The organism is Phocaeicola sp. GP0067 (genome assembly GCF_031119655.1).
GTDB classification, from domain to species: domain Bacteria; phylum Bacteroidota; class Bacteroidia; order Bacteroidales; family Bacteroidaceae; genus Phocaeicola; species Phocaeicola vulgatus.
The window spans coordinates 1-25446 of sequence record NZ_JAVHZY010000045.1 but is presented as its reverse complement, the minus strand read 5'-3'; the positions used below and the strand labels follow the sequence as shown (position 1 = coordinate 25446).

Annotated in this window: 20 protein-coding genes; 7 read left to right on the top strand and 13 right to left on the bottom strand. The window is 40.7% G+C overall.

Annotated features, from left to right (window positions below; genetic code table 11):
• Window positions 1-396 precede the first annotated feature (396 nt).
• From RE317_RS20315 to RE317_RS20305, 3 genes are all read right to left on the bottom strand, one after another.
• A complete protein-coding gene (locus tag RE317_RS20315; protein ID WP_005852570.1) occupies window positions 397-2517 on the bottom strand; it encodes a S9 family peptidase in 2121 nt (706 codons plus the stop codon).
• A 227-nt stretch (window positions 2518-2744) separates the two neighbouring features.
• Window positions 2745-4610: a membrane protein insertase YidC gene (yidC, locus tag RE317_RS20310; protein WP_005840021.1), complete on the bottom strand. Its 1866-nt coding sequence runs from the start codon at window positions 4608-4610 to the stop codon at window positions 2745-2747.
• A 39-nt stretch (window positions 4611-4649) separates the two neighbouring features.
• Entirely contained in the window at window positions 4650-6248 is a 1599-nt protein-coding gene (locus tag RE317_RS20305; RefSeq protein WP_005840023.1) for a CTP synthase, read from the bottom strand.
• Window positions 6249-6457: 209 nt separating this feature from the next.
• On the opposite strand from RE317_RS20305, the gene RE317_RS20300 reads away from it, so the two are divergent.
• Window positions 6458-7852: a DUF3078 domain-containing protein gene (locus RE317_RS20300; protein ID WP_008668955.1), complete on the top strand. Its 1395-nt coding sequence runs from the start codon at window positions 6458-6460 to the stop codon at window positions 7850-7852.
• 100 nt (window positions 7853-7952) lie between these two features.
• Here RE317_RS20300 and RE317_RS20295 read toward each other — a convergent pair whose 3' ends face one another.
• The gene (locus tag RE317_RS20295) at window positions 7953-9041 is read right to left on the bottom strand and encodes a UDP-N-acetyl glucosamine 2-epimerase (RefSeq protein WP_008668957.1); all 1089 of its coding nucleotides are present in this window, start codon (window positions 9039-9041) and stop codon (window positions 7953-7955) included.
• 83 nt (window positions 9042-9124) lie between these two features.
• Between RE317_RS20295 and RE317_RS20290 the strand changes: the two genes are divergently transcribed.
• The 4 genes from RE317_RS20290 to RE317_RS20275 all read left to right on the top strand — a co-directional run bounded on the left by RE317_RS20290 (window position 9125) and on the right by RE317_RS20275 (window position 13375).
• Window positions 9125-9739, top strand: a complete 615-nt coding sequence (locus tag RE317_RS20290; protein ID WP_005841975.1) for a trimeric intracellular cation channel family protein — start codon at window positions 9125-9127, stop codon at window positions 9737-9739.
• Between the two features lie 158 nt (window positions 9740-9897).
• On the top strand, window positions 9898-10401 hold the full coding sequence (locus tag RE317_RS20285) for an RNA polymerase sigma factor (RefSeq protein WP_005841977.1): 504 nt from the start codon (window positions 9898-9900) through the stop codon (window positions 10399-10401).
• 189 nt (window positions 10402-10590) lie between these two features.
• The gene (locus RE317_RS20280) at window positions 10591-12366 is read left to right on the top strand and encodes a biotin/lipoyl-binding protein (RefSeq protein ID WP_008668959.1); all 1776 of its coding nucleotides are present in this window, start codon (window positions 10591-10593) and stop codon (window positions 12364-12366) included.
• Between the two features lie 124 nt (window positions 12367-12490).
• A complete protein-coding gene (locus RE317_RS20275) occupies window positions 12491-13375 on the top strand; it encodes an N-acetylmuramoyl-L-alanine amidase-like domain-containing protein (protein WP_005841982.1) in 885 nt (294 codons plus the stop codon).
• Here RE317_RS20275 and mtgA read toward each other — a convergent pair.
• The 8 genes from mtgA to pyrB form a co-directional block, all read right to left on the bottom strand.
• Window positions 13347-14069, bottom strand: coding sequence for a monofunctional biosynthetic peptidoglycan transglycosylase (gene mtgA, locus RE317_RS20270; protein ID WP_005841984.1), 723 nt, complete (start codon window positions 14067-14069; stop codon window positions 13347-13349). The two genes, RE317_RS20275 and mtgA, sit on opposite strands and share 29 nt — an antisense overlap.
• A gap of 128 nt (window positions 14070-14197) precedes the next feature.
• On the bottom strand, window positions 14198-14917 hold the full coding sequence (locus RE317_RS20265; RefSeq protein WP_005852557.1) for an OmpA family protein: 720 nt from the start codon (window positions 14915-14917) through the stop codon (window positions 14198-14200).
• A 48-nt stretch (window positions 14918-14965) separates the two neighbouring features.
• The gene (locus tag RE317_RS20260; protein ID WP_005841989.1) at window positions 14966-16309 is read right to left on the bottom strand and encodes an MATE family efflux transporter; all 1344 of its coding nucleotides are present in this window, start codon (window positions 16307-16309) and stop codon (window positions 14966-14968) included.
• 198 nt (window positions 16310-16507) lie between these two features.
• On the bottom strand, window positions 16508-17788 hold the full coding sequence (glyA, locus tag RE317_RS20255) for a serine hydroxymethyltransferase (RefSeq protein ID WP_005841993.1): 1281 nt from the start codon (window positions 17786-17788) through the stop codon (window positions 16508-16510).
• A 246-nt stretch (window positions 17789-18034) separates the two neighbouring features.
• Entirely contained in the window at window positions 18035-18754 is a 720-nt protein-coding gene (locus tag RE317_RS20250; protein WP_008668964.1) for a porin family protein, read from the bottom strand.
• Window positions 18755-18763: 9 nt separating this feature from the next.
• Complete coding sequence (locus RE317_RS20245) at window positions 18764-19351, bottom strand: flavin reductase family protein (RefSeq protein WP_005852554.1); 588 nt, start codon at window positions 19349-19351, stop codon at window positions 18764-18766.
• 5 nt (window positions 19352-19356) lie between these two features.
• Window positions 19357-19824, bottom strand: a complete 468-nt coding sequence (pyrI, locus tag RE317_RS20240; protein WP_005841999.1) for an aspartate carbamoyltransferase regulatory subunit — start codon at window positions 19822-19824, stop codon at window positions 19357-19359.
• An 8-nt stretch (window positions 19825-19832) separates the two neighbouring features.
• Complete coding sequence (gene pyrB, locus RE317_RS20235; protein ID WP_005842002.1) at window positions 19833-20774, bottom strand: aspartate carbamoyltransferase; 942 nt, start codon at window positions 20772-20774, stop codon at window positions 19833-19835.
• 160 nt (window positions 20775-20934) lie between these two features.
• On the opposite strand from pyrB, the gene RE317_RS20230 reads away from it, so the two are divergent.
• Both RE317_RS20230 and RE317_RS20225 read left to right on the top strand, forming a co-directional pair.
• The gene (locus tag RE317_RS20230) at window positions 20935-23262 is read left to right on the top strand and encodes a transglycosylase domain-containing protein (protein WP_005852552.1); all 2328 of its coding nucleotides are present in this window, start codon (window positions 20935-20937) and stop codon (window positions 23260-23262) included.
• A 206-nt stretch (window positions 23263-23468) separates the two neighbouring features.
• A complete protein-coding gene (locus tag RE317_RS20225) occupies window positions 23469-24296 on the top strand; it encodes a hypothetical protein (protein WP_005852550.1) in 828 nt (275 codons plus the stop codon).
• Window positions 24297-24370: 74 nt separating this feature from the next.
• Here the strand turns inward: RE317_RS20225 and RE317_RS20220 are convergent, their stop codons facing one another.
• Window positions 24371-25294: an AraC family transcriptional regulator gene (locus RE317_RS20220; RefSeq protein ID WP_005852548.1), complete on the bottom strand. Its 924-nt coding sequence runs from the start codon at window positions 25292-25294 to the stop codon at window positions 24371-24373.
• Window positions 25295-25446 lie beyond the last annotated feature (152 nt).

Sequence of the window (25446 nt, the reverse complement as noted above, 5' to 3'; positions counted from 1 at the left end):
CGGGTTTCATAAAACAAAGGTAAGCAAAGGTAGCTAATTTTAAAACTTAACAACCAGAAATTTCCGCTGAGCCATAATAATGAGTATGATGTTGGTTTGCTGGAATAAAAAATGATACCGACTTATCACAAGCCGGTATCACGAAAAAATAATCACTTTATTATTTTGTAATCATCCAGCTTTGTGCGCTCACAAAGCACGGGGAATAAAAAGTTATTTATATACTAACACTGTAAACAACTACTTTCACAAGCTATTGTTTACTCACCTAATAAAAGGTAGCTTAACAAATATCACTTAATGTTCATTTTTTGTTTGACATTACAAAGGTAACACAAAAATTGAAAATTATACTATATAGTTCTAATAACGGATAATATTGCGGTAATTTAGGCGTTATTTGAGCCATTTATCTAACCAACTAAAGAAAGTGCGTTGCCATAACACCCCATTTTGCGGTTTCAATACCCAATGATTCTCATCCGGATATAATAAAAGTTCGGCCGGAACACCGCGCAATACAGCTGCATTGAACGCCGACATACCTTGTGAAGCAAGAATTCTATAATCCTTTTCACCGTGAATGCAGAGAATGGGAGTGTCCCATTTATCAACGAAACGATGGGGAGAGTTGGCAAAGGTACGTTGTGCCGTTACATTGTTTTTGTCCCAATATGCACCACCCATATCCCAGTTGGCGAACCACATTTCTTCTGTTTCCAGATATTGCTGCTCCATATTGAATATACCATCGTGTGCGATAAATGCTTTAAAACGTTTGTCATGGTGTCCCGCCAGCCAATAGACGGAGAATCCGCCGAAGCTGGCACCTACGCATCCCAAACGATTAGTATCTACATATGGTTCTTTTGAAATATCATCTATGGCTGACAAATAGTCTTTCATGCATTGACCTCCATAGTCACCGCTAATTTGTTCCAACCATTCCATGCCGAATCCAGGTAGACCGCGACGATTCGGAGCGATGATAATATAATCGTTGGCTGCCATAATCTGGAAGTTCCAGCGGTAGCTCCAGAATTGGCTAACGGGACTTTGCGGGCCACCTTCACAGAATAATAAAGTAGGATACTTCTTGTTTGCGTCAAAATTGACGGGATAGATCACCCATGAAAGCATTTGCTTGCCATCGGTAGTTTTGGTCCATCTTTCCTCCACTTTGCCCAAATTCAGCTGTTTAAAGATGTGATCATTCTCGTGTGAGAGTTGCGCCACTTGCCCGTCGGCAGGAGTGAGGGTGTAGATTTCATCGGCGGCACTGATAGAGTGACGTTTGGTAATTATTTTATCGCCTGCCATGGCTACTGATCCGTAGTCATACATGCCATCAGTCAGTTTTTTTATATCACCATTCAGATTGGCACTGTATACCATGCTGGTTCCATGCCATACACCGACAAAGTACAGACTTTGCGAATCATTGTTCCAGCAATAGTCATCTACGCCTGATTCAAAACTTTCGGTAACAAATGTCTTTTGACCGTCATCTAAATTGTAGATGCACAGGCGGTTCCGGTCACTTTCGTAACCATCGCGCTCCATGCTTTGCCATGCAATGTATTTGCCGTTGGGGCTGAATTTAGGATTGGTGTCATATCCTTTCATTTCATCTGTTCCATTCGAATCTTTTCCATTCGGTTTGCACAGGTTCAGTGTTGTGCCTTTTTCTATATTATAAAGGTATATATCCGAGTCGGTAGATACTGCGTATGCCAATCCTTGCTTTTTCCGGCTGGTGTAAGCTATTTGTTTAGAGTCGTTGCTCCAAGCCAGCTGCTCGATACCTCCGAAAGGTTTCATTGGAGCTTCAAACGGCTCACCTTCCATGATATCGGTGGCTGCTCCCATCATGTTACCATCAAAATCAGCGATAAAAGGATGTGGAATACTTTCTACCCATTCATCCCAATGTTTATACATCAGGTCGTTTACAATGATACCGCTGGCTTTGGGTAGGTCAGGGTAGAGGTCCACAGTGCGTTGGCCGTATTTTATTTGTGAGATGAAAAGAATCTTTTTGCCATCCGGTGAAAAAGAGAATCCTTCTATGTTTCCTTTGAAATCGGAAATGATACGGCGTTCCGTACCGTCAGGATTCATCTCCCAAATTTGACTGCCACCACTTTCATTGCATAAGAATGCGATTTTTGTTCCGCCTTTTATCCATTGAGGCTCGCTTTCATTCCATGCTGTTTGAGTAAGCAGGGTGTTGTTCTTTCCATCGGCATCCATTACGTAAATTACATGATGGCTTTTGTTTTCGGGAACACTATAATAGGCTACGGTGTAGGCTATCTGTTTGCCATCGGGGGAAATACTCAGACTGCCTATGCGTCCCATTGCCCACAGGGCTTCGGGGGTAAGACGACCGTCTTTGATGGTGATTTCTTGCTTGCCTATAATGGGCTCGTAGCCCTGTCCTTCCTGTTTCACTTCGGTACAGGAAGAAGCTAGCATAAGTGCTGCTGCCATGATGGTTGCGCTTGATTTATTCATATCTAAAAATTGTTTTTGATGATTAACTGACTGCAAAAATACGTATAAAAGCCGGTGATGTGAAATGTTCCTGCATATTTGTTTTGTTTCTTTGTGTGTCTGTGGAAGGGTGTCTTTGCAAAGAAGAGCAAATATAGAGGTAACCGGCATATATAAAAAAACAGCAAAGACCGCTGTTTTTTTATATATGCCGGTCTTCGCTGTTTTTTTAAGGAAGTGTAAACCCGTTATTTTTTCCCTTTATTCATTCTTTCTTGTTGCAGTCGTTCCTGCTCCTTTTGTAAAGCTTCCAGTTTAGCCATCAGTCCGCCACCCGGTTTGCCGCCATTCTTTTGGCTCTTCTTTTCTTTTCGGGCTTCCAACATGGCAAGGAGTTTCTTTTCATCAGTTGTTTTGCGCAGAATCACCATGGTGAGGATACCAATCAGTCCGGAAATGAAGTAATAGTAGTTCAAGCCGGATGAATAACCGTTGAAGATGAAAATAAACATGACTGGCATGATATACATCATTAGTTTCATACCCGGCATTTGCTGTTGTCCCATATCCTGCTGCTTCATGGTGTACATGGTGTTCAGAATATTGGTGATACTGAACAGCAAACAGAAGAGGCTTAAATGATTGCCCAGCAGAGGAATGTTGGTTCCCCAGTTGATAATATCATCATAAGTGGACAAGTCCGGGGCCCATAAGAAACTTTGTTGGCGCAACTCAATAGCGTTAGGCACGAAGAAGAATAAAGCCATGAATACCGGCATTTGGATCAGCATAGGCAAGCAACCTCCCATAGGGCTTACTCCGTATTTGCTGTAAAGTGCCATCGTTTCCTGCTGCTTTTTCAAAGCATCTTCTTTCTTGGGATATTTTGCGTTGATCTCGTTGATGTAGGGTTTCAGGACGCGCATCTTGGCAGAGGACATATATGATTTGTAGGTAGCCGGATAAACTAACACTTTGACGATAATCGTCATCAGCAGCAATACGACACCCATGCTCAGTCCCCACCCTGAGAGCCAATCAAACAAATTAATAGTGAACCAGCGGTTTACCCAGCGGATAATGGGCCAGCCCAAATAAACCAGGTCTTCCAGTTCCAAATCTTTTTGGGAAAGGCTTAGATCATTGCTGTTCAGCAAAGTCTTGAAATGGTTCGGACCGAAGTAGAACTGCATATCGGTAGGCTGCTTTCCGGTAGGATCAAAGAAAGTTGTCATGTCCGCGGTATAGTTCTTCATATATCCGCTTCCTTCCTGTTGGGGGGTAGAGGTTAGGGAAGCTTTATCAAAATCTTGATCGGCAATAAGTACGCTTGAGAAGAACTGATTCTTGAAAGCAATCCAATCCAAACGGTCGGTAACATCTTCTTTTGCTTCTTTCATTTCGTTCAGATAGTCTGAACTTTTTTCTACCGGTTTGTAGGTGAGCGAAGTATAGCGCTGTTCGAAGCTGAAACCTTTTTCAAGCTGGCGTGCCCGTTGACGCCAGTTTATATTGACTGTGTTCAGGGCAGGAGGGAAGAAATTCTGCATGCCGTTTGCGCGAATAGTGAAATTCACCATGTAAGCATCCGGTAAAAGTTTGTAATCGAAATCTATATAGCCTCCATTGTTTGCTGCCAAACGCATAGTTACAGTGCTGTCTGTTACGTTGGTAGGTTGGAAATACATATCCTCGGTCAAAATATTTTCATTCTTTCCTTCGAAAGCGAAATTCATGCCCGAATCTTTTTCATCAAACAGCATCAAAGGCTTGCCGTCCTGTCCGTTATAATCTTTTAATATGGCTGCGCACACCCGTCCACCTTTATTGGTGAAAGTCAGTTTTACTACATTATTTTCCAGTGTCGTTAGCTGTTCCGTACCTTGGTTTGCGCCATAGAACATAGAGGTAGAGTCTAAATGCAATGTTGCATTCTGACTCTGTGCCGTGGCAGCCTGTGCCAGTCGTTCGGCCTCTTTTTGGGCTATCGCCTGAATGGAATCCTGATAATGTTTGGCACGTGCCATTTCTTCCTGGCTAGGACGGTTGTAGATGCTGAAGCCTATCACAACTGCACCAATCAGGGCGAATCCCACTAAAGTGTTTTTGTCCATTTTTACTTGTTTACCTTATTATATTATAATTCTCGTTTCTTATTTGTCTATTGCCGCTTTGATAAATGACAGGAATAAAGGATGTGGTTTCAATACTGTACTGCTGTACTCGGGATGGAACTGTACTCCGATGAACCATTTTAATGTCGGGATTTCAATTATTTCCACTAAATCGGATTCCGGATTGATACCCACGCATTTCATACCCGCCTTTTCGTACTCCTGCTTATAGTCATTATTGAATTCGTAGCGGTGACGGTGGCGTTCCTGTATGTGTTCGCTTTTATAGGCTTCAAAAGTCTTTGAGTGTTGGTCAAGGATACATTCATAGGCTCCCAGGCGCATAGTGCCGCCCATATTGGTGATAGCTTTCTGTTCTTCCATAATGTCTATCACGTTGTGTGGCGTTTTTTCATCCATTTCGCGGCTGTTGGCATCTGTATAACCTAGCACGTTACGGGCAAACTCAATAGCCATGCACTGCATACCTAGACAGATACCAAAAGTCGGTACATTGTGTGTACGTGCATATTTGATAGCAACGAACTTACCTTCTATGCCACGTTGTCCGAATCCCGGGCAGATGATGATACCATCCATATCCTTAATCTGCTCTTCTACATTAGCATCTGTCAGTTTCTCGCTGTTTATGAAGTGGATATCCGCTTTGCGGTCATTGTAAGTGGCGGCTTGTGACAAGGCTTCAAGGATAGATTTATAAGCGTCTTGCAAATCGTATTTACCAACCAATCCAATTTTTACTTTCTCAGTTGCCTTATGACGGCGATCTAGAAAATCTCTCCATGGACCGAGGGTTGGAGTTTCACCCACGGGCAATCCCATCTTTTGGAGAATGGTTACATCCAGTCCCTGCTCTTGCATACGCAAAGGTACTTCATAAATGGTGGGCATATCGATAGACTGCACCACAGCATTTTCATCTACGTTACAGAACAGAGCAACTTTCTTTTTCAAGTTTGTGCTCAATTCGTGCTCGGTACGCAATACCAATACATCTGGTTGAATACCAACAGATTGCAGCTCTTTTACAGAGTGCTGGGTAGGTTTGGTCTTCAATTCGCCTGCTGCAGCCAGATAAGGAACATAAGTAAGGTGTACGCACAACGCATTACGTCCCATTTCCCATTTCAATTGGCGGATACTTTCCAAATAAGGAAGTGATTCAATATCACCTACGGTACCACCGATTTCGGTAATGACAAAATCAAATTTATATTTGCTTCCCAATAATTTTACATTGCGTTTGATCTCATCGGTGATATGGGGGATAACCTGAATAGTCTTTCCCAAATAGTCACCACGGCGTTCTTTGTCAATAACACTTTTGTAAATACGTCCTGTTGTAATGTTATTGGCTTTAGTTGTCTGGATGCCCAAAAAACGTTCGTAATGTCCCAAATCGAGGTCGGCTTCGTGTCCGTCTACCGTTACATAACATTCACCATGTTCATAAGGATTCAAAGTTCCCGGATCAATATTGATATACGGATCGAACTTCTGAATTGTTACATTATAGCCTCTGGCTTGCAGTAATTTACCTATTGATGATGAAATAATACCTTTACCTAATGAGGAGGCAACACCACCAGTTACGAAGATATACTTAGTTTCTCCCACGACTTAATATTTTTAAATGTTATTTTCTTAATTATCAAAATCGCAATATTTATCAAAGTTGCAAAATTACAAAATCTTTTTCAATATTGTCGGATATGCTTTAAAAAATCATTTGATGAAACTGAATTTATCATTCGTTATTATATAAAGGAAACAGTTTTTGGGGAAAAGGAAAATTAAGTGTACTTTTGCACAAAACTAAAATTAGTATGAGAAAAAGTATATGTTTGGCTATAATACTTGCTGTATTCTGTATGGAAGAAGTGCCGGCACAGAAAATAGCCAAGACGAAAGAAAATCCGGCTGTGAAAGCCTATTCTGATTCATTGTCTGCATTAAGCGCATCTTATTTTGCTTATTTCAGGCTGTGGGATGATTTGAATATTCCGGCGCCCCGGCGGGTACGTCCTAATCCGGCTTTTTATAAGTTGTTTGTTCCGCCCACTTATTATGAAGCTCCTATAAAAGAAATTTTTGAAATAAAATGGAGTCCGGATACGAAAATAATGACAGCTGTCGATTCGCTATATATGGGAAAGCGTGACTCTGCATCTGCAGCTATATATCAACTGCCCGATTTGGAAACCTTGGCCGCTGCCGACCGTTGGTCGAATAATATATTAAGGAATTATTATTTGCAATATCCGGGCAGATTGGTGAATAACGAACTTTATTTGGCTGATTTGAAACCACTGGAAAATAATCAGATAGTAAAAAGACCAAGGAAAGAGAGAATCAAAAGTTTCCTTCAACCGGAAACACCGGTGGAAAGCTTGACTACGGATAATGAATTGTTGGTGGTACGCCCTAACTTTTGGACGCATAAGGGGAATGGGTATGTTCAGTTCACACAACATTATATTTCAGATAACTGGTATAAAGGTGGTGAAAGTACTAATGCGCTGTTGTCCGGCTTAGTGCTGGAAGCTAATTTTGATGACCGCCAGCGTATAGAGTTTGAAAATAAGCTGGAAATAAAATTGGGTTTTGTTACAGCACCGTCAGATACAGTGCATAAGTATAAGACGAATGCCGACTTGCTTCGTTTAAGCAGTAAACTGGGTGTAAAAGCCTTCAAAAACTGGTATTATACTTTGGCGGGCGAGTTCAAGACTCAGTTCTTTGGAAATTATAAGACGAATACGAATGATATGATTTCTAATTTTCTGTCTCCCGCCCAATTGGATATAACCCTCGGTATGGACTTTAAGCAGAATAAGAAGAATTATTCATTGTCTTTGTTGGGATCTCCACTGGCGTATACTTTTATGTATATCAGCAATGATAAGATAACTGATCCGGGTGCTTTTAATGTGGATCCGGGGCATAAAACAGCGAATCTCTTCGGTTCGAAATTTACAGGTAATCTGACTTGGACAATTATCCCCAGTATTGTGTGGGAGTCTAAATTGGAGTACTTTACAACTTATGACACCGTAATTGCCAGTTGGGAAAATACATTTAATTTTGTGTTGAACCGTTATTTGTCTACTAAGTTGTTTGTTCATGCGCGTTATGATGACGGTGTGACACTGACAGAAGATAACAAGAGTTATTTCCAGTTGCAGGAATTGCTTAGTTTTGGTTTGAATTATACTTGGTAAGAAAGGAGAGTGTAAGCGATATCGATGGAGAACCAATAAAAACACGGATGCCGTAGAATTTGATATTCTGCGGCATCCGTGTTTTTATTGGTTCTCCATTTTATTTATGTTCACCCAGCAATGTTTGTACAATTCTTTCTGCAGCGTGTCCATCCCAACGTTCCGGCAAATGTCCCTTCTGCCATTCTCCTTTATTCAGAATGTCAAGGACGTCTGCCAGGATTTCAGAGCTTTCCCCCACCAGCCGGTTTGTGCCGATTGTCACTGTTTCGGGATGTTCTGCATACGTGCTTAATGTCATGCAGGGGATTCCTAAAAAAGTAGCTTCTTCCGCTACATTGCCCGAATCTGTAATGATACCCCAGGCATGGTTCACTAAATATCCGAATGACAAATAAGGTTGCGGTGGTAATATATATAACCTTTCGGAAGTAATTCCTAAAGCAGACAGCTTGTTTTTTACATATGTATGGAGCGGCGCCACGATCGGCTTGTCTGTTTTTTCCAGTATAGTGCGGAAGATGGCTTTCAGTGTTGTGTCCTTGTTTAGCAATGAATGTTTGTTCAATGTTAGCAAGAGGTATTCTTTTTCTTTCAGTCCCATAATGGAGAACGCTACCGGGCGCTGTAAACGGGTACGGTTATAACGCAGCGTATCAATCAGGATGTTTCCTACAAAATGTACATGTGCCTGTTCGGTTCCTGTTTGATTCAGATTGCGGTTGGCTACCATTCCGGCCGTGAACAGATAATCGGACAAGCCATCTGTTATCATGCTGTTCACTTCCTTTGGCATATCCATATCGAAAGAGCGGGTTCCGGCCACTAGATGAGCGACTTTTATCCCTTTCTTTTTAGCTACGATAGAGCACGCCATAGTAGGAGTCAGGTCATCCACTACAAGTACTACCTGTGCAGGATGCTGTTCCAGTTCGCGGGCGAAAGCTACCAATATACCTGCCATTCGCTGGAAAAAATCTGTATTATCTACATGCAGATATACATCGGGACGCGGCATATCCAGGTCTGTAAACAGAGAAGGTTCCAAACTTTTATCTTCGTCCGAACCTGTGTAGACCAGACGGGCAGTGATATTTTTTCCTGCTGCCTTTGCAGCCTTGATAGCACGCATTAATGGGGCAATTTTCATGAAATTGGGACGTGCACCTGCGATAATTGTTACTTTCATCTTATTTTAAGCTATTTTCTGAACACAAAAATACATTTTCTTATCGAATTTATTCGTTACTTTGCAGACAAATAACAACCATTATGCTAACATTTGTTCAAGTTTTAGATTTTATAGGCACGTTTGCCTTTGCCATCAGTGGTATCAGATTGGCGTCTGCCAAACAGTTTGACTGGTTTGGTGCATATGTAGTGGGTTTGGCAACGGCTATCGGAGGAGGTACTATCCGTGATGTGCTTCTAGATGTGACTCCGGGTTGGATGACCGACCCTATATATTTAATATGTACAGGACTTGCATTGTTTTGGGTAATTGCTTTCGGCAAGTATCTGATTCATATGCATAACACTTTTTTCCTGTTCGACAGCATCGGTCTGGCACTATTTACAGTAGTGGGAGTAGGCAAAAGTATTGCTCTCGGATATCCTTTTTGGGTAGCTATAATCATGGGTAGTATCACTGGGGCCGCAGGTGGTGTGCTCCGCGATGTTTTTATTAATGAAATTCCGCTTATTTTTCGTAAAGAAATTTATGCAATGGCCTGTGTGGTGGGGGGATTGGCCTATTGGATATGTGATCTGTTTGGTCTGGAAGCCTTTATTTGCCAGATAATAGGAGGTAGTACTGTGTTTTTGGCGCGTATTTTAGCTGTTAAATATAGTATCTGTTTACCAATTTTAAAGGGGGAACAACGCTAAATAGCACCTGAAAACTATCAAAACAGGGGGTAAAAACTGATAAATGACGGTTTTTACCCCCTATTTTGATAGTTTTTTCTTTGACACCTATTTAAAATGCGCTATCCTTGCATTACCGAGAGCATGGAAAAAGAATATGAACCTAAACTGAAAGACTTATGAATAGCGTTAGTTTTAAAAAGAACCTGCTGGGTGTGCAAGAAGAATTACTTCGGTTTGCATACAAACTCACAGCCGACCGTGAGGAGGCTAATGACCTGCTACAAGAAACTTCATTGAAAGCGCTGGATAATGAAGACAAGTATATCCCCGATACAAACTTTAAGGGATGGATGTATACCATTATGCGTAACATCTTTATAAACAATTATAGGAAAATAGTGCGTGACCAGACATTTGTGGACCATACAGACAATCTCTACCATTTAAGTATGCCTCAGGATTCCGGCTTTGATAGTACCGAGGGAGCTTATGACATGAAAGAAATACATCGTATAGTCGGTTTGCTTCCTAAAGAATACCGTATTCCATTCGCTATGCATGTGTCGGGATTTAAATATCGTGAGATTGCCGAAAAGCTGGGATTGCCGTTGGGTACTGTAAAAAGCAGAATTTTTTTTACCAGACAACGCTTGCAGGGACAGCTCCGTGATTTTGTATAATCCAAGGGGGAAAATTATCAAAAAGGTAGAGTGAAATTCTTTTGCTCTGCCTTTTTTGTTTTTGTTGGTTTACAATATGATATTAAACATGTTTTTGGAAGCTAAAAAACAGCTTCGAATATTAACTTTATTTTTATTCATTTGTTATATTTGCAAAAGGACAAGACACCTTTAAATCAAGTAATAATTATGAAAAAAGAAATCAAATTCAGTTTGGTCTACCGCGATATGTGGCAGTCATCAGGGAAGTACCAGCCCAGAGCTGATCAGTTAGCCAAAATTGCTCCTCTAATCGTTGAAATGGGGTGTTTTGCCCGAGTCGAAACTAATGGAGGTGCTTTTGAACAAGTGAACTTGCTATATGGTGAGAATCCTAACAAGGCAGTGCGTACATTTACCAAGCCTTTACGTGAGGCGGGTATTCAGACGCATATGTTGGACCGTGGTTTAAATGCATTGCGAATGTATCCTGTTCCAGCTGATGTACGTCGGTTGATGTATAGGGTAAAACATGCGCAAGGAGTGGATATTACTCGTATTTTTTGTGGTTTGAATGAAGTTCGTAATATTATTCCTTCCATAAAATATGCTAAAGAAGCGGGGATGATTCCTCAAGCCACTCTTTGCATCACTTATTCTCCTGTACATACGGTGGATTATTATTCTTATATTGCCGACCAGTTAATAGAAGCGGGGGCACCCGAAATCTGTTTGAAAGATATGGCAGGTATCGGCCGTCCTGAAATGTTGGGGCAGTTGGTGAGAAATATCAAAGATAAACATCCTGAAGTCATTGTACAATATCATGGACATTCCGGTCCTGGGTTATCTATGGCATCTATTTTGGAAGTTTGTGAGAATGGTGCGGATATCATTGATGTCGCTATGGAGCCGTTGTCATGGGGAAAAGTGCATCCTGACGTAATTTCTGTACAGGCTATGTTGAAAAATGCAGGTTTTCAGGTACCTGAAATCAATATGAAGGCTTATATGAAAGCGCGTAGCATGACGCAGGAATTTATTGATGATTTTTTGGGATATTTTATTGATCCTACCAACAAACATATGTCTTCCTTGCTGCTGGGATGTGGACTTCCCGGTGGCATGATGGGTTCAATGATGGCCGATCTGAAAGGGGTGCATTCGGGCATCAATCTGATTCTGAAAGGACAGGGAAAGGAACCTATGAGTTTGGATGATTTGGTAGTGATGCTGTTTGAAGAAGTGGAATACGTATGGCCGAAATTGGGATATCCACCTTTAGTAACACCGTTTAGCCAATATGTGAAGAATGTGGCTTTGATGAATGTTATGCAATTGGTGAAGGGAGAGGAGAGATGGACGATGATTGATAACCATACATGGGATATGATTTTGGGAAAAAGTGGAAAATTGCCGGGTGCGTTGGCTCCTGAAATAATCGAACTGGCGAAAAGTAAAGGCTACGAATTCACTGATGAAGATCCTCAGGTGAACTATCCTGATGAGCTGGACAAGTACCGTAAGGAGATGGATGATAATGGATGGGAATATGGTGAGGATGAGGAAGAGTTGTTTGAACTGGCTATGCATGACCGGCAATACCGTGATTATAAATCGGGTGTAGCCAAGAAACGTTTTATGGATGATTTACAACGTGCTCAGGATGCGGCTATGGTAAAAAGTGGCTTCGATGAGGAAACGATCCGAAAATATAAGCGTGCTAAGGCAGATCCTATTATTGCACCGGATAAGGGGCAGATTTTATGGGAAGTTTCCGTGGAAGGTCCTTCTATGGCACCGTTTGTCGGACGGAAATACCAGCATGATGAAGTGTTCTGTTATATTTCCACTCCGTGGGGAGAGTATGAAAAGATTTTTGCTAATTTTACAGGACGTATTGTAGAAGTTTGCGCCCAACAAGGAGCTGTAGTTAATAAAGGTGATGTTATAGCTTATTTGGAAAGAACAGAGTTTACTGCATGATTTAAAGGTGCTATATAGCTTTTTTATCCGCTATGGCAAGTGTTGAATTTGTCATGGCGGATGTTTTTATCTTTTCATTCTTTTAAAATTTGCATTCATTCAGTTATGTGTTATCTTTGTTGCCATGCAGAAAAAACAGGTAGATAAGAAAAAATATATGAGAAAGCTGTATCCGTGGTTGCTGGGAATGATTTTAGGAATAATGCCTTGTATCGTTTCAGCATCAGAAAATGACAGTATAAAAGTCGAGAGTCTGCTTCAAAAAGCTGCCCGGTTGCCGGCCGATAGTTGTAGGATATTGTTTTTTGCCCAAAATCTATTAGGGGTTCCATACGTAGCGAATACATTGGATGGGACAGATGAAGAGAGATTAGTTGTTCATTTGGATAAGGTGGATTGTACCACATTAGTTGAAACAGTACTTGCATTGAGTCTCGCTGACAAGTATGGGAAAAGTGACTTTGAAAGTTACAAAAAAGCGTTGCTGTGTATCCGCTATCGGAATGGAAAACAAGCCGGTTATGTCTCGCGTTTACATTACTTCAGTGATTGGATTAAGGATAACGAACAGAAAGGAATTGTACATGAACGTACAGGGGAATTAGGGCTTGCTGTATCACAAATCTTGAATTTGGATTTTATGTCCACACACTCTGACAATTATCATCGGTTGAAAAATAATCCTTCCATGATATCCCAGATGATTGAAATAGAGAGAAAATGGAAAAATGTTCCTGTTTCTTATATTCCTAAAACAAGTCTGAACGTTTCTTCTGAGGAGTTGGACATAAAGAATGGGGATATCATAGCGATTACTACCAATATAAAAGGGCTGGATGTGGTGCATACAGGATTTGCCTGTTGGGTGGATGGTAAATTGCATTTGCTTCATGCTTCATCGGTCATGAAGAAAGTTATTCTAGATTCTCAGACTCTCTTTGAATACTCTAAAAATAAGAAAGCCCACACGGGGGTGCGGGTTATTTCTTTTTCTTCTTTGAAACCGTAGAGGACGTATCTTGTTTGGGCGGAAATGTAGGGACGCATTTCATAAGATAAAGTATCTTCTTTTGTCTTTTAAGCATGTAGTTGCCAGGTCTGCTTGAATTGAATTTGCGAGGATTGGGAAGGCTGGCTGCAATTAGTGCGCATTCTTCCGGTGTCAGTTTGCTGGCATTCTTGTGAAAGTGTTCACGAGCTACTGCTTCGGCACCATAGATACCATTTCCCATTTCTATAGAGTTCAGATAGACTTCCATAATCCGTTCCTTGTTCCAAAATAGTTCTATCAAGGTGGTGAAATACACTTCAAGTCCTTTCCTGATCCAAGAAGAAGCAGGCCACAAGAAAATGTTTTTGGCTGTCTGTTGGCTGATAGTACTGGCACCTCGAGGGCGTTTTCGGTTCTTGTTTTCTTTTAAGGCTTTCTCTATTTCTTTGAAGTCAAAACCATTATGCTCGGCAAAGCGATTGTCTTCAGAGGCAATAACAGCCATAGACAGATGAGGGGATATGTTTTCTTTAGGTAGCCAAGAGTGTTTCCACTTTATATCTTCTCCATGAATGATTTGCTGGGTAGTACGGATAAACATCAACGGGGTAAAGTAAACCGGAATAAATCGTAAAACGATAACTGCGAGAATGGAAGAACCAAAGAAAAAAAGCAGCAGATTGCGGATGAATTTTAAAATCTTTTTTTTCATGCTTGTGTATTAAAACCAATTTCGGGCAGAAATAACCTGTCCGAAATTGGTTTATTTTATATGTTATTCCAATGTTGTGACCGTTGGTTCGGGCGTATTGGATACGCTCTACAATAACGTCATTGATATCATTTCAGTGTTCCTGCTTCCGCTTGCTGAATCATCTGTTGGCTGGCATACATATATACTTCTACACGACGGTTCTGCTGGCGTCCCTCGGCTGTGTCATTATTACCTATCGGATCTGCTTGACCTAAGCCTTCTACGGACTTGATCTGGGAATTACTTACACCGCAACCCAACAGATAACTAGCCACACTTTGAGCGCGTTCTTGTGACAGATTGAGGTTTTTTTGGATACTTTGTTCAGCTGTACTGTTTCTCCAGCCCTGGTTGTCTGTATATCCATAAATGGATACATCCATATCTCTGTTCTGGTTCAATACGTTGTTTGCAAACTTACTCAAGGCTGATTTCGCTTGTGCACTCAAGGCTGCATTTCCTGTATTGAAGAGAATACCGGAATCAAAAGTAACTTTTACAGCCTGAAGGCCATTGTTATCTGTTACTTGTTCTACCTGCGCTCCTTGGATTTGAGCAGCTTCTTCTGCTGCTTTATCCATTTTTTTCCCAATTAATACACCGGCACCTGTACCTACTGCCGCACCTACTGCCGCACCAATAGCCGCACCTTTACCATGTCCGGCTATTCCGCCGATAATTGCTCCCAAAGCTGCACCGCCGCCACCGCCGATCAGACCGCCTTTAGCGGTATTATTCATGTTACCACATCCACTGAATACTAATGTAGCACTCAGTAATAAAGCCATAATTTTAGTCTTTTTCATAATCATGTTCATTTTAATATATTAATGACTTAATGCAAAAATTGTTCATTAAACGGCCTGATAATTTAAAGCTTTCTTCTTGATAAGCATAAACCAGATCAGACAAATAATTCCTTTCATAGTGCTAGTGATGCTTATGCTCCACCAAATACCCGGCAAACCCCAGCCCCATGATACAAACAACAGTGCCATCGGGATGCGCAGATAGTTACAGGTGACGCTGATTACGGCAGGAGGCATGGTGCGCCCCATTCCATAAAATACGCCCTGTATGGTAATTTCCAGCATCATAAATAGTTGCGAGTATCCGTCAATACGTAGAAAGACACCACCGGTTTCGTAAGCTGCTTTTTCAGGAACAAAGATAGAAAATATTTCGTTTCCATAACATATAAAAAGGAATGTGCAGAAAGATCCGAATATAAATGTCATCCATAAAGTGGTGCGATAGGCTTTCAGCACACGGGAGATTTGCCGCGCTGCATAATTCTGAGCTACAAAGGCACTGAGAGCTGTAGAAAAGCCTTGGGAGGTGTTCCAGGTGATAGCTTCGATTTGTCCTCCGGTGGTGAGTGCCATCAGCCCTAAATGACCACCTTGTTCTGTGGCGGTTCTTCCGAGAAACATATTGACGAAAGCGAATAATGTATTGAGTGCCGCTACTGGTAATCCTATTTTCAAAATGTGGCGTGTATATTGTTTTTTCAGTTTAGTAAATAACCGAAAATCATCCCATAATATTTTCTTTTGTTTCAATTGATAGATAAACAGTATGCATACCGTAGCTTCGGCCAGCCAAGTGGCAATTGCTGCTCCCGTAGTTCCCCAGCTTAAACCAAAGATAAAGATAGGATCCAGTATTATATTTGTAATCAGTCCGATACCGTTAATGGAAAAAGGTATTTTGCTTCGTCCGGCGGCATTGAATATCCCTGTAAAGGCAGCTGATAAAAAGACGAATGGAAAGGCGGTTGCTATAATCCGTAGATATTCCACAGCCATCTTGGCTATATGAGGTTCTAGTTCATAGATACTGATAATAGGGGTGGCAAAGATAAATAACAATGCTCCCCAGCTCAATGATATAAGTAAGGACAAGGTAAGATTATGTGATGCGAACGCACGGGCAGCTTGCTCGTTTTGTGCCCCGATGGCTTGTCCTACGCTGACTTCCGAACCTACTTTGTTCAGAAGAGAGATAGATGTGGACATCCATGTAAGAATTCCTACCGAACCTACGGCGGCTATTGCCTCACTTCCTATTCTTCCTACCCAAGCCATGTCGGTCAGACTATATGCCATTTGTATGAATGAAGTAGCCATAATGGGCATTGCCAAAGTAAACAATTGCTTTAGGATAGGGCCTTGAGTCAGATTCTTAGTTCCTTTCATTCGTCATTAACGGATAAATTGTCTGCAAAGGTAGAAATTTATACTGATTTCTGTGGGGAATGCTGATAAAAATACTTTTCTATTACTCTTTTTAAATGGTCTGGATGTTTCATAAAAAACTTTGAAGTTCTTGAAGAAGGATAAAGCTTTTTCAAAAACTCCAAAGTCTTTTATGAGTATATTGATAGAAGTCGTTGATTAGTAAGCGAAAATAGGATATTTCTTCATTGTTTCGTTTACGCGTGCACGAACTTGTGCAATTACTTCTTCATTGTCTACGTTTGAAAGAACTGTCTCAATCATTTCGGCGATTTCCAACATCAAGTCTTCTTTTGCTCCGCGAGTTGTGATAGCGGGAGTTCCCAAACGGATACCTGAAGTTTGGAAAGCAGAACGGCTGTCAAATGGGACCATGTTCTTGTTTACAGTGATATCAGCAGCAACCAATGCTTTTTCTGCTACTTTGCCTGTCAGATCAGGGTATTTGGTACGCAGGTCTACCAGCATGGAGTGGTTGTCTGTACCACCGGAAACGATCGTAAAGCCACGGTCAATCAAAGCCTGTGCCAATACGGCTGCATTCTTTTTTACTTGTGTTTGATATTCTTTGTATTCCGGCTGTAAACATTCACCGAATGCAACAGCTTTGGCTGCGATGACATGTTCCAACGGGCCACCTTGTATACCAGGGAATACAGCAGAATCCAAAAGTTGTGACATCATCTTGATTTCACCTTTTGGAGTTTTCTTGCCCCATGGGTTAGGGAAGTCTTTACCCATCATGATGACACCGCCACGAGGGCCACGAAGGGTTTTATGGGTTGTTGAAGTGACGATATGAGCATATTTAACCGGGTTGTCCAACAGTCCGGCAGCAATCAGTCCGGCAGGGTGGGCCATATCAATCATCAGGATGGCTCCCACTTTATCTGCGATTTCACGCATACGTTTGTAGTCCCACTCGCGAGAATATGCAGAACCGCCACCGATAATCATTTTGGGTTTTTCACGTAATGCGATTTCTTCCATCTGATCGTAATCTACACGACCTGTTTCTTTGTTCAGGTTGTATTCACACGGAGTATAAATAATTCCGGATGTGTTTACCAATGAACCATGTGACAAGTGACCACCATGGGCCAAATTTAATCCCATAAATTTATCACCCGGATTCAAAACGGCCAGAAATACAGCAGCATTAGCCTGTGCTCCGGAGTGAGGTTGTACATTAGCCCATTCTGCTCCAAATATTTGTTTCAGTCTGTCGATAGCGATTTGTTCGCTCTGGTCTACCACTTCGCAACCGCCATAGTAGCGCTTGCCGGGATACCCTTCAGCATACTTGTTGGTAAGGCAAGAACCCATGGCTTGCATTACTTGGTCACTAACAAAGTTTTCGGATGCGATCAGCTCGATACCTTTGAGCTGGCGTTGATGCTCTTTTTCGATAATGTCGAAAATCAAATCGTCTCTTTTCATTTCTTTTTATAATAAGTTTATGTGCGATATTCGATTCTGAGTTCACAAAGTTAAGTAATTTTAGAATATAAGGAAATTATTTAGAGGAAAATATTTGGTGAGGTTACGGAAAAAAGATATATGACTTTCTTTTTGTCGTGTAGTAAGGTCTGAAGCTGCTGAAAGAGTTGAAGATAAGGGCGTTTTGAGGAAAGAAAAGGATATAAATGTGGCATTATGATATCTACTTAGAGAAAGCTTCCTACTTTAGAAAATAACTCCTAGCGAGAAACTTAGTACATTGCGGTGCCGGTTAATGAAGATACCTTTTTCTTGGGATATTATTCCATTTGTGTCTTTTTCATAAATGATTGATTTGGAGATATTGGTGAGTCCGATTTCATACCGGAAATCAAAGAATATATTAGCAATATTTACTCCTAATCCGATAACAGAACTTATATTAATGGGGTGTAATTCTTCTTTTATACCAGAATATCCAAATCCTTCAAACTCTTCGGAAGTCTTATGTTTCCATACATATTCCAGTTTGGGACCGATAAAAAGTGCCATGCCGTAAGGCCTGCTTTTTACAAAACTATAACCATATAATATAGGTAGCTCCAAAGAGTGAATCGTGCTGTTCAGTTTAGCAAGCTCGGGAAGGGTGTTTTCTTTATTTTGATTTTTATTGAAAGCTATTTCACCTTTATAAATATTATACATAATTTCGGGTTGGATGAAATGCCTTTTCATGTGCACCCGAAAAAACATGGCGGCAAAATAGCCTACTTTATAATTATTTTGCACATCTTCCATTCGTTCTCCATCTAGTTCTAACCGACTGGTAAAATACATGGAAGAGTTGAAGCCTCCTTTTATTCCCACATTGATCTTAGGTTCCTCTTTCAGACCATTCTTTATTCCTTGTGCTGTAACGAACAGGGCAGGAAGTAATAAAGCGATTAATAAAAGGAGTTTCTTCATGAGATATTTTTAGGATTTTTCCTTGGTCTGTGATCTGTTCTTTTCTACAGACCAGCCAAACTTCCCGATTTTCGGTCCTAGTTCAAAATATCCGCCATGAACATAGACTAACGGGTTGGCTTCGGATAATTCGAATTTTCCTGTTTCCGCATTCAGGTATTTATCGTCGGCTTTTACATTTACCACATCGGCTATGAACATATCATGAGATCCTAGTGAGATGATTTCCTTTACTCTGCATTCTATACAGAGTGGGGATTCTTCGATGATGGGAGCACTGACTATTTTTGCTTTTCCCGGGGTCAGCTTCATTTCTTCAAATTTATTATAATCTTTGCCCGAACGCACTCCGCACCAGTCGGTAGCGAACGCCATGCTTTTGGTAGTAAGGTTGATGACGAATTCCATATTCCGTTTCAGAATGGGATAGGAATGGCGTTCCGGACGCACGGATATATAACACATGGCGGGGTTGGTACAAATAGTACCTGCCCATGCCACTGTGATAATGTTATATTCTTCTTCCGTACTTCCGCAACTTACCAGTAGGGCCGGAAGAGGGTAAATCATAGTTCCCGGTTTCCAGTCTTGTTTCATATTCATTACAGTAGTTTGATACCTTCTTTACTTTGTTCCTTTTCGCAGTAATGACATTTCAAGATTCCATGTTCTTTGTCAATTACATGAAACAGGGTGGTCATTGGCTCATTGTTGGTGATACATTTGGGATTGGCGCATTTTACGATGCCACGTAATTCCTCAGGCATCAGGACTTGTTTCTTCTCTACCACCTCATAGTCACGGATAATGTTCAGTTTTACATTCGGGGCTACTACAGAAAGGCGGCTTATTTCCTCATCAGTAAAAAAGCGGTCGGCCACTTTTATAATTCCTTTTTTGCCTAATTTTTTGCTCTCGAAGTTGTTTCCGATGGTTATGTTAGAGTCAGAATCCTGCAAGCCCAATAGGGCGACTACAGTAAACAATTTATCGGAAGGTATATGGTCTATAACAGTGCCGTTTTTCAAAGCGGCTACCTGCAATGCTTGTTTATTATCGCTCATCTTCATTTTTGTTTTTACTTTTTTGCATCTTCTATAACATCATTCAAGGTTATGCCCAATACATCACAAAGGATGGCCTGGCGCGCATAAAGTCCGTTTTGTGCCTGTTGGAAATAGTAAGCTTTCGGATTCTCATCCACATCGTAAGCTATTTCGTTGACGCGGGGCAGAGGGTGCAGGATACGCAGATTGGGGCGGGTATGCTCCAGCATCTTATTCCTTAATATATATACATCTTTCACACGTTCATATTCCATCAGGTCGGTGAAACGTTCGCGTTGTACACGGGTCATGTAAAGAATGTCGGCGTCAGCAATGGTTTCTTCGTTAAAGTCTGTGTACTCTTTGTATTTAATATGGTGCTCCTTGCAGTAGATTTTATATTCTTCAGGCATTTTCAACTCTTCCGGAGCGATGAAATGGAAAGTGGGGTTGAAATGACGCATAGCCATCAGCAAAGAATGAACAGTTCGTCCGTATTTCAAGTCGCCTACTAGATAGATGTTTAAATTTTCAAGCGTTCCCTGTGTTTTGTATATGGAGTAGAGGTCTAGCATGGTTTGTGACGGATGTTGGTTGGCTCCGTCTCCGGCATTGACAATGGGCACCGGGGCGACTTCGCTGGCATATCTTGCGGCACCTTCCAGAAAATGGCGCATTACGATGATGTCGGCGTAATTGCTTACCATCATGATGGTATCTTTCAATGTTTCTCCTTTTGAAGAACTGGTTACTTTGGGATCGGTAAATCCGATAACGCGGGCTCCCAGTCTGTTTGCAGCGGTTTCAAAACTGAGTCGTGTACGGGTGGAGGGCTCAAAGAAAAGGGTGGCAACAACTTTGCCGTCCAAGATTTTACGGTTAGGCTTCTTTTCAAACTCTTTTGCCATCTCCAAAAGGTAGAGGATTTTCTCTTTCGAGTGTTCGGCAATAGTAACTAAACTTCTATTTTCCATATTGGCTTGTATTTATAATTACAATTTATACGGAGTGTAAAGGTATGAAAAAAAAATAAATGAGCGAAGAATTAAAAGATATTTCGTTGAACTTTGTTAGAAACACATTCTATCTCAAAGTTTTTCCTTACTTTTGTACCGTTAATTACTAGAAAATGTCATGAGGAAGAAATTTATATACGTGCTTTGGGCTCTTGTAGTCGGCGTACTGTTAGTTATAGCGCTTATATTCACCGCAATAGCGAAAGGATGGATTGGATATGTACCGCCTATTGAGGAATTGGAAAATCCGAATTTAAAGTTTGCAACCGAGATTATATCCGATGACGGCAAGATGCTGGGTACTTGGTCACTTAGTAAGGAGAATCGTGTTTTTGTAGGTTATGACCAGCTTTCATCGAATCTGATTCGTGCGCTGATTGCTACCGAAGATGAACGTTTTGCAGAACATTCCGGCATTGATGCCCGTGCGTTTGTCCGTGCTTTGGTGAAACGGGGAGTGATGATGCAGAAGAATGCCGGTGGGGGTAGTACCATAACCCAGCAGTTGGCAAAACAATTCTATTCACCTACGGCAGATAATGTGATGGAACGTCTGTTGCAGAAGCCCATTGAATGGGTAATAGCTGTTCAGTTGGAACGCTATTATACAAAGGAAGAGATTCTGACTATGTATCTTAATAAGTTCGATTTCTTGAATAATGCAGTGGGTATCAAAACAGCTGCCAATACTTACTTCTCGAAAGAACCGAAAGATTTGAGCATTGAGGAAGCGGCTACTTTGGTTGGTATGTGTAAGAATCCGTCTCTTTATAATCCGAAACGTTTTAATGAACGTTCACGTGGACGGCGTAATGTGGTGCTTGGCCAGATGCGGAAGGCGGGATACCTGACTGATGCGGAAACTGATTCATTAAAGGCGTTGCCTCTCGTCTTAAAATATCGTCGTGTGGATCATAAAGAAGGTTTGGCAACTTACTTCCGTGAATATCTGCGTGGAGTAATGACAGCCAAGGAGCCGAAGAAAAGTGATTATCGCGGATGGCAGATGCAGAAATATTATGAAGATTCATTGGCATGGAAAACGAATCCGCTTTTCGGCTGGTGTGCTAAAAACAAGAAGAAAGACGGTACCAACTACAATATTTATACAGACGGTCTTAAGATCTATACCACTATTGATTCACGTATGCAGAAATATGCGGAAGAGGCTGTTTATGAACATGTGGCGCAATACTTGCAACCTCGTTTCTTCAAGGAAAAACGGAAAAAGAAAACAGCTCCGTTTACTAATCAGTTGACAGAGGAGGAGGTGAATACCATCATGACCAGGGCTATGAAACAGACTGATCGTTATCGTATTATGAAAGAAGCCGGATGCTCGGAAGCGGAAATAAAGAAAGCGTTTAATACTAAATACGAAATGTCTGTATTTTCTTACGAGGGAGAGAAGGATACCATTATGACTCCGATGGATTCTTTGAAATATTATAAATTCTTCCTTAGGGCGGGATTTATGTCTATGGATCCCTTGACAGGTCATGTGAAGGCGTATGTGGGTGGTCCTAACTATAATTATTTCCAATATGATATGGCGATGGTGGGGCGTCGCCAAGTAGGTTCTACTATTAAACCTTATGTGTATACTTTGGCTATGGAGAACGGTTTCTCTCCCTGTGATCAGGTGCGTCACGTAGAGCAGACATTGATAGATGAGAACGGGCGTCCATGGTCACCACGTAATGCCAGCAAAAAGCGTTATGGAGAAATGGTAACTATCAAATGGGGATTGGCTAATTCGGATAATTGGGTAACGGCTTATTTGATGGGGAAACTTAATCCTTATCAGTTGGTTCGTCTGATTCATTCATTCGGTGTGCAGAACAAACAGATAGACCCCGTAGTATCACTCTGTCTGGGACCTTGTGAAATTTCTGTAGGGGAGATGGTCAGCGCTTATTCAGCATTCGCAAACCGAGGTATCCGTACAGCACCAGTATTTGTAACCCGTATTGAGGATAATGAAGGTAATGTATTAGCGAATTTCACTCCGCAAATGGATGAGGTGATTAGTGAGACCAGTGCTTACAAAATGCTGGTTATGTTGCGTGCGGTCGTTAATGAGGGTACCGGTGGACGTGTACGCCGTCTGTATGGCATTACTGCTGATATGGGGGGGAAGACAGGTACAACCAACCGTAACTCTGACGGTTGGTTTATGGGATTCACTCCCTCATTGGTGTCCGGTGTATGGGTAGGCGGTGAAGAACGTGATATTCATTTTGATACGATGGTAGACGGGCAGGGGGCTGCTATGGCGCTTCCTATTTGGGGACTTTATATGCAGAAAGTCTATAAAGACAAGAGCTTGGGATATTCTCAGGATGAGAAATTCAATATTCCTGATGACTTTGACCCTTGCAAAGATACCTTAATAGATGAAACTTCGGTAGAAGAAACCGGAGGTTTGGATAATATATTTGAATAATTGAAAGATTTATCAATAAAAAAGTCTGTTTGCTTTTCCTTGCAAACAGACTTTTTTTATTGATATACCTTTTATAAAAGGTGCTTTCTCTACTTGGTGTTGTGGAAAATAATTTATGTAAAAATAGTGAAAACCCTTGCTGTTTCGTAAGAAAATACTATATTTACAAAAAGAAAATCTTTACCTTATGAAGATAGGAGGTAATTATGGATAGAGATGTAACTCTGTATCAGATAACTAATGTTATGGCCGAGAGAGTTTTCCAAAAAATAGATAACTTCAATAAAGGCCGTAGAGAAGATGCGGGATATTATGCAATCAGTGTTTCTACCCCTTACCGATCATATTATGCATTATGGCGTATATTTCCGGACAATATTTATTCCCCTTTGTTTATTCAATCGCTGGCTGTCACTTTTAATGATGCGGCAGAACGTGCTTTTCAGTATTTGCAGAACTGTAACGTCCTGCTGAAAGTAAAAGACAATACTTTTTTTGAACCTTATTATGGAATATCCGAGGATATAGTCGCATTTGGAAAATATCGTGGAAAAAGATTAGCGGAGGTTTATTACATTGATCCTAACTATGTACTTTGGCTGGCACACAAATTTGAGGCCCGAAATCCTAGGGATAAGAAGCTGGCAATGTTAGCGAAGGCTTTTGCTACTGTGCATTATGAAACGGTTATCAGAAAACATCATTTGCCGGCTGGCAGTCGTTTTATCGGTCAGCCGGGAGAAAAACTATCCGACTTGCGTTTAGAAGTCTTAGGGATAAGGTTACAACTGGACATATACAAAACAACCGGATATTATGTGGACCAGAGTGTGCTTGCCGCTGATGCTGATGGCAACCGTTATACTTTTATTATAAAGGCGGCGGCTTCCAGTATGTCACCGGATATGTTGAGCTGTTATACAAAAAAAATCAATGTCCATGAAAGTTTGTATTTAAAATCGGCTAAAGTTCTTTCTCATTATGAGAACAAAGGAATAAAATATACTCGCATAGGATATTTGAAGTTCAAATAGAGACCGGGCGAGGTGGGAAAAGTACTTGTCTTCATTCATGAAGATAAGGGCAGGTGGCAAGATATTATATGTTTTTATTCTATTAAGTTGGGAAAAACTTTTAGTGTTCTGAATTTTCTTGGTGACATGCCGGTTATTCGTTTAAAGAAACGGGTGAATGAGGACGGAGTAGAAAAATTCAGTTTATAGCAAATCTCCTGAATGGTAAGGTTGGAAGAAATCAGTAGGGCTTTTGCTTCAATAATTACATAATTGTCAATCCAGTTTCCTGCCAGTTCTCCGCTAACATCCCGGATTATGGAAGATAAATACTTAGGGGTTAGACAAAGCTTCTCAGCATAAAAAGAAATGTCTCTTTCTTTATAATGATGGGTTTCTACCAGTTTTAAAAACTGTTTGAATATGTCTTCTTTATGCGGCAGTTTTTTCTTTTTTATTTCCAGATGCTTTAGTAGGAGCTGGCATACTTCGTAGAAAGTAGCTTGTATCAGATATTGTATGGTAAAATCACGAAACAGATTATTTTCTTCACTGATTTTTTTGTAAAGCAATACATGATATGTTTTCAATAAATCTGTTTCCGCGATATTCAAATTGACACATGGATGATTTTTTAGAGGAATTAAAAGAGACATCATTTTATAAAAATTATCTCGGGTATCAAAATATTTATTAGATATCATGATGAGATGTGCTTTGTAATCCTCGCTTATTTCATTATATTTAATTATTTGATTAGGCACCATCATTAGTAATGTATTCTCTTTAGTAGAATAGTTGATGGAGTCTATTTCTATTTCAGAAGTTCCGGAAAGGCACAGTATAAATGAAGTATAGGTCGTTTTATATGAATTGTTGTGAAAGAAAGGATGGGCAAGAGTCTTGCGGGTAAGATCTTTTCCCGTATTATTATAAATAATGAAATCATCGGAAAAATAATCTGCGTTAATGAAAAAGCCGGTATTCCAGATGTCTATGTCGGTATGTCCTTTTATCATTCTTGATGTTATTTAAAGTAAAAGAATAAATTTAATTGGAATGAAACAACACCATTCGACTATTTGCTAATAATAAGGGACATTCATTAAATATTACAAAATCAGCCAACTAATTCATACACAAAGTATTGCGAATTAGTTGGCTTTTTTGT

Coding starts and splice junctions, on each gene's coding strand:
- RE317_RS20315 (WP_005852570.1), bottom strand. CDS start 2,517: ATGAATAAATCAAGCGCAACCATCATGGCAGCAGCACTTATGCTAGCT.
- yidC (WP_005840021.1), bottom strand. CDS start 4,610: ATGGACAAAAACACTTTAGTGGGATTCGCCCTGATTGGTGCAGTTGTG.
- RE317_RS20300 (WP_008668955.1), top strand. CDS start 6,458: ATGAGAAAAAGTATATGTTTGGCTATAATACTTGCTGTATTCTGTATG.
- RE317_RS20295 (WP_008668957.1), bottom strand. CDS start 9,041: ATGAAAGTAACAATTATCGCAGGTGCACGTCCCAATTTCATGAAAATT.
- RE317_RS20290 (WP_005841975.1), top strand. CDS start 9,125: ATGCTAACATTTGTTCAAGTTTTAGATTTTATAGGCACGTTTGCCTTT.
- RE317_RS20285 (WP_005841977.1), top strand. CDS start 9,898: ATGAATAGCGTTAGTTTTAAAAAGAACCTGCTGGGTGTGCAAGAAGAA.
- RE317_RS20280 (WP_008668959.1), top strand. CDS start 10,591: ATGAAAAAAGAAATCAAATTCAGTTTGGTCTACCGCGATATGTGGCAG.
- RE317_RS20275 (WP_005841982.1), top strand. CDS start 12,491: ATGCAGAAAAAACAGGTAGATAAGAAAAAATATATGAGAAAGCTGTAT.
- mtgA (WP_005841984.1), bottom strand. CDS start 14,069: ATGAAAAAAAAGATTTTAAAATTCATCCGCAATCTGCTGCTTTTTTTC.
- RE317_RS20265 (WP_005852557.1), bottom strand. CDS start 14,917: ATGAAAAAGACTAAAATTATGGCTTTATTACTGAGTGCTACATTAGTA.
- RE317_RS20260 (WP_005841989.1), bottom strand. CDS start 16,309: ATGAAAGGAACTAAGAATCTGACTCAAGGCCCTATCCTAAAGCAATTG.
- glyA (WP_005841993.1), bottom strand. CDS start 17,788: ATGAAAAGAGACGATTTGATTTTCGACATTATCGAAAAAGAGCATCAA.
- RE317_RS20250 (WP_008668964.1), bottom strand. CDS start 18,754: ATGAAGAAACTCCTTTTATTAATCGCTTTATTACTTCCTGCCCTGTTC.
- RE317_RS20245 (WP_005852554.1), bottom strand. CDS start 19,351: ATGAAACAAGACTGGAAACCGGGAACTATGATTTACCCTCTTCCGGCC.
- pyrI (WP_005841999.1), bottom strand. CDS start 19,824: ATGAAGATGAGCGATAATAAACAAGCATTGCAGGTAGCCGCTTTGAAA.
- pyrB (WP_005842002.1), bottom strand. CDS start 20,774: ATGGAAAATAGAAGTTTAGTTACTATTGCCGAACACTCGAAAGAGAAA.
- RE317_RS20230 (WP_005852552.1), top strand. CDS start 20,935: ATGAGGAAGAAATTTATATACGTGCTTTGGGCTCTTGTAGTCGGCGTA.
- RE317_RS20225 (WP_005852550.1), top strand. CDS start 23,469: ATGGATAGAGATGTAACTCTGTATCAGATAACTAATGTTATGGCCGAG.
- RE317_RS20220 (WP_005852548.1), bottom strand. CDS start 25,294: ATGATAAAAGGACATACCGACATAGACATCTGGAATACCGGCTTTTTC.